We start from the raw sequence: 12,015 nt of genomic DNA, 5'->3' as shown, positions 1-12,015 counted from the left end.
AGGGCCGCGCTGTGCGGCGGGGGCTTGGCGTAGCGGTCGACGAACTTTACGATCAGGTCGGCGACGCGCGCGGGCGCCTCGAACATCGGGATGTGACCGACCCCCTCGAGGTGGGTGATCTCGGTGTCGGTCGGCAGGTGCGTGGTGAAGTGGCGGGTGAACCGTGGATGCGGCAGCACCCGGTCCTTCTCGCAGATCACCAGGTGGGTGGGCGTTTTGGCGTCGGCGAGTTCGGACAGCCCGGGCAACAGCAGCGATTTGACCAGCAGCTGGTAGTAGGCCGGGCAGTGGGTGACGTCGTCGATGATGTCGGCCAGGTCCTCGTCGGACAGCACCTCAGGGGTGGCGCTGACGGGGAAGTGGGCGAGGTAGCGGGTGAACGGCAGCTTCAGCACCCGCTCGCGGAACACCAGGGTGAACAGCCACACCGGCAGGCCGGCCAGGAACTTGCCGACGATCTCGAATTTGGCGGGGGTGAAGCGGGTCCAGCCACCCGCGGGCGCGATCCCGGTCAGCGTGCGGGCGCGGCCGCGGCGCTCCAGTTCGAAAGCCACCCAGCCGCCCAGCGAGTTGCCGACGATGTGTGCGGTGTCCCAGCCCAGCGCGTCGAGGCGGCGCTCCATGTCGTCGGCCAGTTCGGCCGTGTCGAGGAAGTACCGCCCCTTCACCCCGCCGTTGTGACCGGGCATGGTGGGCGCGAGCACCTCGTAGCGGCCGGTGTCGGCGATCAGGGGGGCGACCTTCTTCCACACGTTCTGCGACATCATGAACGGGTGCAGTAGCAGCATCGGCTCGCCGGAACCCAGGTGGATCGGGGCGCGCTGCGAAGTTCCAGCCATGCCGCCTGACACTAAAGGTGATACCGGCGGTACCGCAAGCGCGTGGGCTACGGTCTGGGGCCGTGATCGTCTCCACCATCAACGTCAACGGCGTGCGCGCAGCGGTCAAACAACGGTCCGCGGACAACCAGGGGCTGCTGCCGTGGCTGGCCGACACTGCGGCCGAGGTGGTGTGCCTGCAGGAGACCCGCGCCGACGACGAGCAGCTGGCCAAGGCGCTGGCGCCCGCGGTGGCCGACGGTTGGCAGCTGGCGTCGGCCGAACCGCACGTCAAGGGACGCAGCGGCGTCGCGATCTTGTCCCGGCCCCCGGTCGAGGCCGTCCGGCTACTGGACTTCGACGAATTCCGGGCACACGGCCGCTATCTGGAAGTCGACCTGAAAGTCGGCACCGCCGGGCTGACGGTGGCCAGCGTCTACGTCCCGACGGGCGAGGCCGACACGCCGGCGCAGCTCGAGAAGGAGCGGTTCATGGCCGCGTTGGCGCACCGGATGGCCGAGCTGAGCGCGACCGGGCGCGACGCCGTGGTCAGCGGCGACTGGAACATCGCCCACACCGAGGCCGACATCAAGAACTGGAAGGGCAATCTGAAGAAGTCCGGGTTTCTGCCCGGTGAACGACAGTGGCTGACCGAGCTTCTCGCGGCCGGCTGGGTCGACGTGGTGCGCGCGCTGCATCCGGGGGTGGTCGGGCCGTATTCGTGGTGGTCGTGGCGAGGGCGTGCGTTCGACAACGACGCGGGCTGGCGCATCGACTACCAGCTGGCGACGGCCGGGCTGGCCGCCCGCGCGGTGTCGGCCCGGGTCGAGCGGGCCGCGGCCTATGCACTGCGCTGGTCGGACCACGCCCCCGTGACCGTCGAATACGGCTAGGGTTTTCTGCGACGGGAGGAGCACGGCCATGCATCGTGTCGTGATCATCGGGTCGGGCTTCGGCGGGTTGTTCGCCGCCAAACACCTCAAACGCGCCGATGTCGACGTCACGCTCATCGCCAAGACCACCCACCACCTGTTCCAACCGCTGCTCTACCAGGTGGCGACCGGCATCCTCTCGGTCGGCGAGATCGCCCCCGCCACCCGCATCATCCTGCGCAAACAGAAGAACGCCAAGGTGCTGCTCGGTGAGGTGGTGGCCATCGACCTGGCCAACAAGACCGTCACCTCCAGGCTGCTGGACTGGGAGCGCGTCACCGGGTTCGACAGCTTGATCGTCGCCGCGGGCGCGCAGCAGTCCTACTTCGGCAACGACCACTTCGAGGCCTTCGCGCCGGGCATGAAGACCGTCGATGACGCGCTGGAGTTGCGCGGCCGCATCCTCGGCGCGTTCGAGGCCGCCGAGGTGACGACGTCGGCCGACGAGCGACGGCGCCGGTTGACGTTCGTAGTGGTCGGCGGCGGGCCGACGGGGGTGGAGGTGGTCGGCCAGATCGCCGAACTCGCGCAGCGCACTCTGGCCGATGCGTTCCGCAACATCCACCCCGGCGACGCGCGGGTGATCCTCGTCGAGGGCGCGCCCGCGGTGCTGCCGCCGATGGGGCCCAAGCTGGGCGGCAAGGCCCAGCGCCGGCTCGAGAAGATGGGCGTGGAGGTGCTGCTCGACACGATGGTCACCGACGTCGACTATCAGGGTCTGACCATCAAGAGAAAGGACGGGGCCTCCGAACGCATCGAGTGCGCCTGCAAGGTGTGGTCGGCAGGAGTGCAGGCCAGTCCGTTGGGCCGACAACTCGCCGAGCAGTCCGACGGCACCGAGTGCGACCGGGCCGGCCGGGTGATCGTCGAGCACGACCTGACGGTCAAGGGCCACCCGAACGTGTTCGTCGTCGGTGACCTGATGAGCGTTCCCGGCGTGCCCGGTATGGCGCAGGGTGCGATCCAGGGCGCCGTCTATGCGACCAAGCAGATCAAGCGCGAGCTCAAGGGCGGCGATCCCGCGCAGCGAAAACCGTTCAAGTACTTCGACAAAGGCAGCATGGCGACGGTGTCGCGGTTCAGCGCGGTATGTCAGATCGGCAAGCTCGAGTTCGGCGGGTTCCTGGCCTGGCTGGCGTGGCTGGCCCTGCACCTGTACTACCTGGTCGGCAGCCGCAACAGGCTGTTCGCCGTCATCAGCTGGTTCATCACCTTCATGGGCCGCGGCCGCGGGCAGATGACGATCACCGAGCGGTGGGTGTTCGCCCGCCGGGCCCTGGAGCAGGCCCAGGAGCAGAGCAGCCCGAAAAGCATCGGGTGAGGCGTGACAAGATTGGCTCATCATGAGCAGCTCTGTCGACCGTGCGCGCCGGTCCGTGGTGTTCTCCGGCGTCCAACCCACCTCTGACTCCCTGCATCTGGGCAACGCGCTGGGGGCGATCAGCCAGTGGGTCGGCCTGCAGGACGAGTTCGACGCGTATTTCTGTGTCGTCGACCTGCACGCGATCACGCTTCCCCAGGACCCCGAGCAGTTGCGGCGGCGCACACTGGTCACCGCCGCCCAGTACCTGGCGTTCGGCATCGACCCCGCGCGGTGCACGGTGTTCGTGCAGAGCCATGTCCCCGCGCACACCGAACTCGCTTGGGTGCTGGGCTGTTTCACCGGGTTCGGGCAGGCGTCGCGGATGACCCAGTTCAAGGACAAGTCGCAGCGGCACGGCAGCGACGCCACGACGGTCGGGTTGTTCACCTATCCGGTGCTGATGGCCGCCGACGTGTTGCTCTACGACACCGATCTGGTGCCCGTCGGCGAGGACCAGCGTCAGCACCTGGAGTTGGCCCGCGACGTCGCGGGGCGGTTCAACTCCCGGTTCCCCGAGACCCTCGTGGTGCCGGAACCGATGATCCCCAAGGCGACCGCCAAGATCTACGATCTGCAGGATCCGACCGCCAAGATGAGCAAGTCGGCGGGCACCGAGGCCGGGCTGATCAGTCTGCTCGACGACCCCAAGGTGACCGCGAAGAAGATCCGGTCGGCGGTCACCGACAGTGAACGTGAGGTGCGCTATGACCCGCAGGCCAAGCCGGGCGTCTCGAACCTGCTGACCATCCAGGCGGCAGTCACCGACACCGACATCGACAAGCTCGTCGAGACCTACGCGGGCCGCGGCTACGGCGACCTGAAGGCCGACACCGCCGACGCGGTGGTGGAATTCGTCACGCCGATCAAGGCCCGCGTCGACGAACTGCTCGCCGACCCCGCCGAGTTGGAGTCGGTGCTGACCGCCGGCGCACAACGCGCCCGTGAGGTGTCTGCGACGACGTTGCGGCGGGTATACGACCGGCTAGGGTTCCTGCCGCAATCCACCTGAGAAGTTCGGAGGCCGGGGATGACACCAGCGGGCGCGCCGGAGCAGACCGGGCAGTCGGCCAAGCCCGGGTTGGTGGACCGGTTCCGCAGCCGCTACGGCTGGTTCGACCACGTGATGCGGGCCCAGCAGCGCTACCAGGAGAGCAAGGGCGACTTCTACGCGGCCGGGGTCACCTACTTCACGGTGTTCGCGCTGTTTCCGCTGCTGATGCTGGGTTTCGCCGCGGCCGGGTTCGTGCTGGCCAACCAGCCCGAATTGTTGGCGGAGGTGACCGACCGCATCAAGGCGACGGTGTCGGGTGATCTCGGAGATCAGTTGATCGATCTGATGAGCTCCGCGATCGACTCGCGCACCTCGGTGGGCGTGATCGGGTTGGCCACCGCGGCGTGGGCCGGGCTGGGCTGGATGGCGAACCTGCGCGAGGCACTGAGCCAGATGTGGGGCTTGCTGCGCCGCGACCGCCCCGGGTTCATCCGCACCAAGATCTCGGACCTGACTGCGATCGTCGGGTTGTTCCTCGCGATCGCCGTCACCGTCGCGCTCACCGCGATCGGCAGTTCGGGAATTCTGCGCCGGATATTGGAATGGACTGGTCTGGAGGATGTTCCGGGGGTACCCCTGCTGCTGCGGGCGACGTCGCTGGTGGTGTCGCTGCTCGTGTCCTGGCTGCTGTTCACCTGGGTGATCGCCCGTCTGCCGCGGGAGTCGGTCAGCTTCCGCAGCGCGATGAGGGCCGGTGCGCTGGCCGCGGTGGCCTTCGAGATCTTCAAGCTGTTGGGGTCGGTGTACCTGAAATCGGTGGTCACCGGGCCGGCCGGCGCGACGTTCGGTCCGGTGCTGGGCCTGATGGTGTTCGCCTACATCACCTCGCGGCTGATCCTGTTCGCCACGGCGTGGGCGGCCACGTCGAAGGAGAATCTCGAGGCGGCCCCGGTCGATCCGCCCGCGCCGGTGGTCATCGTCCCGCGAGCGCCGGCCCGCCAGGGCATGGGCGCGGGTGCGACCGTGGCCGCGTTCGTCATGGGTGCCGTTGGGGTGCTGGGACTTTCGCGGCTACGCAAGGGTTAGTCCGGCCGCGGTCGTAGCACCACACAGCAGCGGTCGGGATCGGGTTCGAGGCTCGGTGTCGGCGCGTGCGGACCCAGCGCTTCGGTGACGCCGGCGACCAGCGCGTGATTCATCGTGCACACCAGCTGGGTCTGCGCCTGCGCCAGTTGATGGAACGGGCAGTTCACCATCACCACGCGGGTGGGCTCGCGGCGCGGTTCGTATCCGTGGCCGGCCAGCGTCTCGACCGCGATGTCCAGCGCGGCGGCGGTGTCCACCGGCGGGTCGGCGGTGTCGACCCAGCGCCGGCCCTGCTCGTGGGCGATCCGTTGGAGCTCGTCGATCACCGGCGTGCCGGCCTGCGCGGAGGCGGCGATGGCGTCGGCCATCATGCGCCCGGCGAGTTGGTATTCGCGGTCGGGCAGCGACACCGCGATGTCGCGGGCGGCCCGGCGGTACACCTTCGAGGGGCGGCCCGCGCCGGGGCCGCTGCGCCCGTGAAGTCGCGCGTAATCCGTGTCGAGCAGGCCCTCGGCCTCGAGCCTGTCGAGGTGGAACTTCGCCTGGTGGACCGGGATCTGCAGGGCCTCGGCGGCCTGGTCGCGGCTCACCGCATCGGGTTGCGTGCACACGAAGTGGTAGAGGCGGCGGCGCAACGGGTCGGCGAGCGAACCGATGCCGGAGGCGTCCCGGTCGTCGAAGGCCACCGCAACTCCTTTCTAAAAGACAAAACCATTGACGTTAGAGTGTCAGGCGATCTAACGTAGACAGTACTATCCGTTAGAGATTGGAGCTAGTCATGGCCACCACCACCCGGTCCGCGAACCCTCACCTCAAGGACCCTGTCTACCAGGCCTTTCTTCTGCTTCGCGTGGCGTTCACCGCGGCGCCCATCCTGTTCGGGCTCGACAAGTTCACCAACCTGATGGTCGATTGGCCGACGTATCTGGCCCCGTGGATCGACGGCCTCTCGCCGTTCGGTGCGTCGACGACGATGCAGATCGTCGGCGTGATCGAGATTCTGGCGGGCATCCTGGTCGCCGTCGCGCCCCGGATCGGCGCCTACGTCGTCGCGCTGTGGTTGGCGGGCATCATCGTCAACCTGCTGACCTTCCCGGGCTTCTACGATGTCGCACTGCGCGACTTCGGATTGCTCGTCGGGGCGCTCGCACTGGGACGACTGGCCGACGGACAGCGGCGCGTCAGCTGACCAACTGCAGGCCCACGACACAACCGACGATGCCCAAGAGCAACGCCAACTTGAGCGCGGTGACCGGCTCCTGGCCGGTCGCCAGCGAGTAGGCGACGGTGAGCGCGGCACCGATGCCCACCCATACGGCGTAGCCGGTGCCGACCGGTAGCTGACGTAACGCCAAACCCAGGCCACCCATCGAGATCACCGCTGCCGCAAAGAAAACGGCGACCGGTACGGGTCGGGTGAAGCCGTCGGACTTGCTCAGCGCGACGGCCCATACGGCCTCGAACACAGCGGAAACGATGAGGATGATCCACGCCACAGCACACCTCCGAAACGCCGTCTTGTCGCTGGCCGGGTACGGCGCCCCTCGTCCGGTGTCAGCTGGTGACGCCGCCACGCTATCAAAGCGGTAACGTCGCCAATCGTGCCACTGTCAACGTCATGGTCTGCGCGGATGGGCCTGGAAGTGCCGATCGTCAACGCCCCCATGGGCGGTGCGGCAGGCGGTGCGCTGGCGGCCGCGGTGTCCCGTGCGGGTGGGCTCGGGATGATCGGGATGGGCAGTTCGGCGACGGCCGAACAGTTGACCTCCGAACTCGGTGCGGCGTCGGGAGTCTCGCAGAACCTCGGCATCGGTCTCGTGCACTGGGTCACGGAGCGCGAACCCGAACTACTCGACGTGGCCCTCGCCGCGCAACCGGCGCTGCTGGCGGTCAGCTTCGGCACCGACTGGGCATGGGTGCGTCGAGCCCACGAGCACGATGTGCCGGTGGCCGCCCAGGTGGCCGACGTGGACGCGGCGCGGCGCGCTGCCGATGCCGGAGTGGACGTGGTGGTGGCCCGCGGCGCCGAAGGCGGCGGGCACGGGGAAGCACGGATGGGCACGTTGCCGCTGCTTGCGGAGGTGCTCGACGCCGTGCAGGTGCCGGTGCTGGCCGCGGGCGGCATCACCTCGCCCCGCGCGTTGGCCGCGGTGCTGGCGGCCGGGGCCTCCGGCGCATGGCTGGGCACCGTGTTCACCGCGTGCACGGAAGCGGCGACCTCCCCCGCGGCGCGCGACGTGCTGTTGGCCGCGCGGGGAGAGGCGACGACGGTGACCCGAGTGTTCGACGTCGCGCAGGACTATCCCTGGCCCGCAACGATTCCCGAACGCGTACTGCGCAACGAATTCGTCGACCGCTTCGAAGCCGGACAGGACCGTGTCGACTCGGCTGCACGCGCCGAACTGGCCGCCGCGGTCGCCGACGAGGACTACCGGGTGGCGCCAGTCAACGCCGGACAGGGCGTGGGCTTGGTGCGCGAGTCGACGCCCGCCGCCGAGGTGATCGAGCGGCTGTGCACGGGCGCCGACCGACTGCTGCGGCGTTGGGGCCGGGCTAGTACTGGGGCCTTCGGTTGAGCGAGCGTGCGCCCATGATCAGGGCGAACACGACCAGCGAGCCGATGATCGCGACGCCGACCCGCACGGGCATGGCGTCGACGTCGGCCAGCACCGGTGCGGCGTTGACGGTCGCGGCGTCGGCCGCGGAGTCCGGCTTCTCGCCGAGCAGTGTGGGGTCGGGTTCGATGAGCGTGCCGACCTTGGTGCCCGGCGCCGTCGCGAAACCGTAGTCCAGCAGGTGCGCCGCCTGCTCCCACGGCGCGATCGGCTGACGTGTCCCGCGCAGCAGTACGGCCACCAACCGGCGCCCGTCGCGTTCGGCGGCGCCCACGAACGTCTGGCCCGCGTCGTCGGTGTAGCCGGTCTTACCGCCGAGTGCGCCGGGGTAGTTGGCCAGCAGCTTGTTGTCGTTCTCGATCGGATAGCCGACATCACCGCGGCCCGGGAAGTCGAACGAGCGGGTCGCCACGATATCGGCGAAAATCGGGTTGCGCCAGGCATATCGGTAGAACAGCCCGATGTCGTAGGCCGACGTGCTCATGCCGGGGCCGTCCAGGCCGGACGGCGTCGCCACCCGGGTGTCGTGAGCGCCCAGCTTCCTGGCGAGGTCGTTGAGCTTGTCCAGGGTGGCGTCCATGCCGCCGAGCTGCATGGCCAGCGCGTGCGCGGCGTCGTTGCCGGAGTACATCATCAGCCCGTGCAACAGGTCGCGGATCGAATACCAGCCGTTCTCGCCGACGCCGACCTTGGTGCCCTCCTGCGCGGCGTCCTCGGCCGTGCCGGCCACCACCTTGTGAATCGGCAGTTCCTTGATGGCCTGCATCGCGGTCAGGACCTTGATGATGCTGGCCGGGCGGTGCCGTCCGTGCGGATCCCTGGCGGCGATGACGTCGCCGGTGTCCAGGTCGGCGACCAGCCATGCCTCCGCGGAGACGTCGTCGGGCAGCGGGGGTGTGCCGGGGGCGGCGATGATTCCGCAGCCGCCGAGCGCCTCACCGCCCATGGGCGTGGCGGGCACGGGCAGCGGGGCCGGGGGAGCGTCGCCGGGTTTGGGCACCTCGGAGGCATCGACCGCAGGTGGGGTCGCCTCCCGGTACGGGCAGGTGTTCGCGGGCGCCGCGTCCGGGGTGGCCCCCGCGACAGCGGGCACCGCGAGCACGACGAGTGTCGCGGCAAGGGAAACTGCGCGCGTCCAGATCCGTGGGGTCGCCATCGTGAGCGAAGATTAGGCGCTTCTGAGGCCGATGCCGAGGAGGCGCGCTGTTACTGGTGTGAATGATGTTGCAAACGTGACTTCAGGTCGGCAACGGTGTCCAGGCCAGCGCGGAGGCGCCGATACCGCCCAGCCACAACCGCCCTGAAGCCTCCACCAAGCCGGTGACCATGCCGAACGACGGATGCTCGGTGTGCAGTCCGGCCACCACGTCACCGGTGTCGGGGTCGAACGCGACGGCCCACACCACCGAGACGGGCTTGGGCTGAAGGCGCTCGGGCAGTCGCCACACCAACTTGCGCACCAGCGGCGAACCCTTGGCGAGCCGATCAGCCACCGGATTGGCCGGTGTGACCATCGCGCACCAGATCCGACCGTCCGCACCGGTCGACAGATTGTCGGGCATGCCGGGCAGGTTGACCGCCAGCGGTGTCACCGAACCCGCCTCCGGACCGGTCAGCCAGTACTTCGACAGCCGGCGGCCTTGGGTCTCGGCGAACACCAGCGCCGATCCGTCCGCGGTGGGTGTGACGCCGTTGGCGAAGTGCAGACCCGCCGCCGCGGTCAGCACCGTGCCGTCGGGGTCGCGACGGAACAGGCTGCCCCGCGCACGGGCCTCCAAGATGGCCCCCAGGTAATGGGTATACGTGAACGCACTGGTGGATTCGGTGAAATAGATTGTGCCATCCGGCAATTCGGTGACATTGGAACAAAACCGCAGCTTGCGGTCGTCGACCTCGTCGACCAACACCTCGAATGTTCCGGTGCGGGTGTCCATCGCCAGCAGGCCGCGTGGACTGTCGCTAATCAGCAGCCGCCCGTCGCGCGCGAAAGCCAGCCCCAGCGGGCGCCCGCCGGTGTCGCCCACCACCGTGACGTGCTGTTCGGGGGAGATGCGCAGGATCCGGCCATCATCGACGCCGGTCCAGATGTGGCCTTCGGCGTCGACCACCACGTCCTCGGGCGCGTGGCCCGGCACCGGGACCAGGTGCAGCTGGGCCGGTGGCAGGGTCGGCAGGGGGTCGACGGGCGGGGCGTACCACCGCACGGGGTCGATGGGCGGCTTGCGCCGATCCTCGGGCATCCCGCCAGTCTTGTCGCGAAACTGCATTCCGGCAGGCGGTTACTCGAACTTCCGCTGCGCCGATGCAAATTCGCGAACGGTCAAAGTCGTCGACTGGCTTCGCTCAGCACCCCGTGCAGAATCTCGTAGATCGCGTCGAATTCCTTCTGGCCGCAGATCAGCGGCGGCGCCAACTGCACCACCGGGTCGCCGCGGTCGTCGGCGCGGCAGTACAGGCCCGCCTCGAACAAGGCCGGGGTTAAGTACCCGCGTAATAGGCGTTCGGATTCTTCATCATCGAAGGTCTCCTTGGTGGACTTGTCCTTGACCAACTCGATGCCGTAGAAGTAGCCCTCGCCCCGGATGTCGCCGACGATCGGCAACTCGTACAACTGCTCGAGGGTGGCGCGAAAGCTCGGAGCGCTTTGCTTGACGTGATCGTTGATCCCCTCGCGCTCGAAGATGTCGAGGTTGGCCAGCGCTACCGCGGAGGACACCGGATGCCCGCCGAACGTATATCCGTGGGCGAACGTGGTCTTGCCGTCGTTGAACGGTTCGAACAGCCGGTCAGAGGCGATCATCGCGCCGATCGGCGAGTAGCCCGATGTCAAACCCTTTGCGCAGGTGATGATGTCGGGTACATAGCCGAAGTTGTCGCAGGCGAACATCGACCCGATGCGACCGTAGGCGCAGATCACCTCGTCGGACACCAGCAGCACGTCGTAGGTGTCGCAGATCTCGCGGACCCGCTCGAAGTAGCCCGGCGGTGGCGGGAAGCAACCGCCGGCGTTCTGCACCGGTTCGAGGAACACCGCAGCGACGGTGTCCGGCCCCTCGAATTCGATGGCCTCGGCGATGCGGTCCGCACAGTACTGACCGAACGCCTTGGCGTCGTGCTCGTACTGCTCGGGAGCGCGATAGAAGTTGGTGTTGGGGACTCGGAAGCCGCCGGGGGTGATCGGTTCGAACGGCGCCTTGAACACCGGAAGGCCGGTGATCGCCAGCGCGCCCTGGGTGGTGCCGTGGTAGGCGATCGCGCGCGAAACCACCTTGTGCTTACCGGGTTTACCGATCAGCTTGAAATAGTTCTTGGCCAGCTTCCACGCCGACTCGACGGCCTCGCCGCCGCCGGTGGTGAAGAACACCCGGTTCAGGTCGCCCGGCGCATAGCCGGCGACGCGCTCGGACAATTCGATCGCAGTCGGGGTGGCGTAGGACCACAGCGGAAAGAACGCCAGTGTCTCGGCCTGTTTGGCGGCGGCCTCGGCGAGTTCGCTGCGGCCGTGGCCCACCTGCACGACGAACAGGCCCGACAGCCCGTCGATGTAGCTCTTGCCCTTGTCGTCCCAGATCATCACGCCGTCGCCGCGGGTGATGATCGGCGGAGTGATGCCCTCGCCGTGGCGGGCGAAGTGCCCCCACAGGTGGCGGTTGGCGATCGCGCCGAGGTCGGTTGTCGTCATCGGGTGCCCCAATTATATTGCTGCTTGACAAGTTTCAGATATACGAGTGTCTCGGTGGAGGTGACTCCCGGCAGCGAGCGGATCTGGGTGTTGAGCAGATCCAGCAGGTCGTCGTCGTCCTCGCAGACGACCTCCACGATGACGTCGAAGGAACCCGCGGTCAGCACCACGTAGTCGACGGCCTCGATGGCGGCCAACTTCTCGGCCACCCGGGTGGTGTCGCCGGTGCAACGAATCCCGATCATCGCCTGGCGGGCGAAGCCCAGTTGCATCGGGTCGGTGACCGCGACGATCTGCATCACGCCGGCATCGACCATGCGCTGCACGCGTTGGCGCACCGCGGCCTCCGACAAGCCGACGGCCTTGCCGATGCCGGCATAGGAGCGTCGACCGTCCTGCTGCAACTTCTCGATGATCTGCTTCGACAAGTCGTCAAGCGGAAACGCCGCGCCTGGCCTGGACTGGTTGACGCGGAAGGAAACGGGCCCGACGTTCGGGTTCGCCATGCATGCGATTGTGCACGGAATC

At 68.1% G+C, this 12,015-nt stretch carries 13 protein-coding genes and 1 riboswitch; of the genes, 6 read left to right on the top strand and 7 right to left on the bottom strand.

The annotated features are described in order from the left end of the window. A partial coding sequence (locus ABQE89_RS25345; RefSeq protein ID WP_448421851.1) for an epoxide hydrolase EphH occupies positions 1-839 on the bottom strand: 839 nt, incomplete at its 3' end. A 62-nt stretch (positions 840-901) separates the two neighbouring features. Between ABQE89_RS25345 and ABQE89_RS25340 the strand changes: the two genes are divergently transcribed. Genes ABQE89_RS25340 through yhjD form a run of 4 tightly spaced genes read left to right on the top strand, consistent with a single transcriptional unit; the run spans position 902 to position 5,190 of the window. After that, positions 902-1,711: an exodeoxyribonuclease III gene (locus ABQE89_RS25340; protein WP_448421849.1), complete on the top strand. Its 810-nt coding sequence runs from the start codon at positions 902-904 to the stop codon at positions 1,709-1,711. 28 nt (positions 1,712-1,739) lie between these two features. After that, a complete protein-coding gene (locus ABQE89_RS25335) occupies positions 1,740-3,071 on the top strand; it encodes an NAD(P)/FAD-dependent oxidoreductase (protein WP_448421847.1) in 1,332 nt (443 codons plus the stop codon). Positions 3,072-3,093: 22 nt separating this feature from the next. Continuing rightward, positions 3,094-4,122 carry a tryptophan--tRNA ligase gene (gene trpS, locus ABQE89_RS25330; RefSeq protein WP_448421845.1) on the top strand — a complete coding sequence of 343 codons (1,029 nt, stop codon included), beginning with the start codon at positions 3,094-3,096 and terminating at the stop codon, positions 4,120-4,122. An 18-nt stretch (positions 4,123-4,140) separates the two neighbouring features. After that, entirely contained in the window at positions 4,141-5,190 is a 1,050-nt protein-coding gene (yhjD, locus tag ABQE89_RS25325; protein ID WP_448421843.1) for an inner membrane protein YhjD, read from the top strand. Here yhjD and ABQE89_RS25320 read toward each other — a convergent pair. Then, the gene (locus ABQE89_RS25320; RefSeq protein ID WP_448421841.1) at positions 5,187-5,876 is read right to left on the bottom strand and encodes a helix-turn-helix transcriptional regulator; all 690 of its coding nucleotides are present in this window, start codon (positions 5,874-5,876) and stop codon (positions 5,187-5,189) included. The two genes, yhjD and ABQE89_RS25320, sit on opposite strands and share 4 nt — an antisense overlap. Positions 5,877-5,968: 92 nt before the next feature. On the opposite strand from ABQE89_RS25320, the gene ABQE89_RS25315 reads away from it, so the two are divergent. Beyond that, entirely contained in the window at positions 5,969-6,379 is a 411-nt protein-coding gene (locus ABQE89_RS25315) for a hypothetical protein (RefSeq protein ID WP_448421839.1), read from the top strand. Here ABQE89_RS25315 and ABQE89_RS25310 read toward each other — a convergent pair. After that, complete coding sequence (locus tag ABQE89_RS25310) at positions 6,372-6,686, bottom strand: DMT family transporter (protein WP_448421837.1); 315 nt, start codon at positions 6,684-6,686, stop codon at positions 6,372-6,374. The genes ABQE89_RS25315 and ABQE89_RS25310 overlap by 8 nt on opposite strands. A gap of 11 nt (positions 6,687-6,697) precedes the next feature. Continuing rightward, positions 6,698-6,761, bottom strand: a riboswitch (guanidine-III (ykkC-III) riboswitch). A 60-nt stretch (positions 6,762-6,821) separates the two neighbouring features. On the opposite strand from ABQE89_RS25310, the gene ABQE89_RS25305 reads away from it, so the two are divergent. Further along, a complete protein-coding gene (locus ABQE89_RS25305; RefSeq protein ID WP_448421855.1) occupies positions 6,822-7,766 on the top strand; it encodes an NAD(P)H-dependent flavin oxidoreductase in 945 nt (314 codons plus the stop codon). Here the strand turns inward: ABQE89_RS25305 and ABQE89_RS25300 are convergent. The 4 genes from ABQE89_RS25300 to ABQE89_RS25285 form a co-directional block, all read right to left on the bottom strand. Further along, positions 7,744-8,961, bottom strand: a complete 1,218-nt coding sequence (locus ABQE89_RS25300; protein ID WP_448421835.1) for a D-alanyl-D-alanine carboxypeptidase family protein — start codon at positions 8,959-8,961, stop codon at positions 7,744-7,746. The two genes, ABQE89_RS25305 and ABQE89_RS25300, sit on opposite strands and share 23 nt — an antisense overlap. A gap of 82 nt (positions 8,962-9,043) precedes the next feature. Next, positions 9,044-10,045 carry an SMP-30/gluconolactonase/LRE family protein gene (locus tag ABQE89_RS25295; protein ID WP_448421833.1) on the bottom strand — a complete coding sequence of 334 codons (1,002 nt, stop codon included), beginning with the start codon at positions 10,043-10,045 and terminating at the stop codon, positions 9,044-9,046. Between the two features lie 80 nt (positions 10,046-10,125). Next, the gene (locus ABQE89_RS25290; RefSeq protein ID WP_448421831.1) at positions 10,126-11,487 is read right to left on the bottom strand and encodes an aspartate aminotransferase family protein; all 1,362 of its coding nucleotides are present in this window, start codon (positions 11,485-11,487) and stop codon (positions 10,126-10,128) included. Continuing rightward, positions 11,484-11,993 carry an Lrp/AsnC family transcriptional regulator gene (locus ABQE89_RS25285; RefSeq protein ID WP_448421829.1) on the bottom strand — a complete coding sequence of 170 codons (510 nt, stop codon included), beginning with the start codon at positions 11,991-11,993 and terminating at the stop codon, positions 11,484-11,486. The genes ABQE89_RS25290 and ABQE89_RS25285 overlap by 4 nt, the downstream gene beginning before the upstream one ends. Between the last annotated feature and the right edge of the window lie 22 nt (positions 11,994-12,015).

It is taken from the genome of Mycolicibacterium sp. XJ1819 (genome assembly GCF_053483675.1).
Note: the sequence above shows the minus strand (reverse complement) of the source record. Positions and strands in the feature narration are given on the sequence as shown.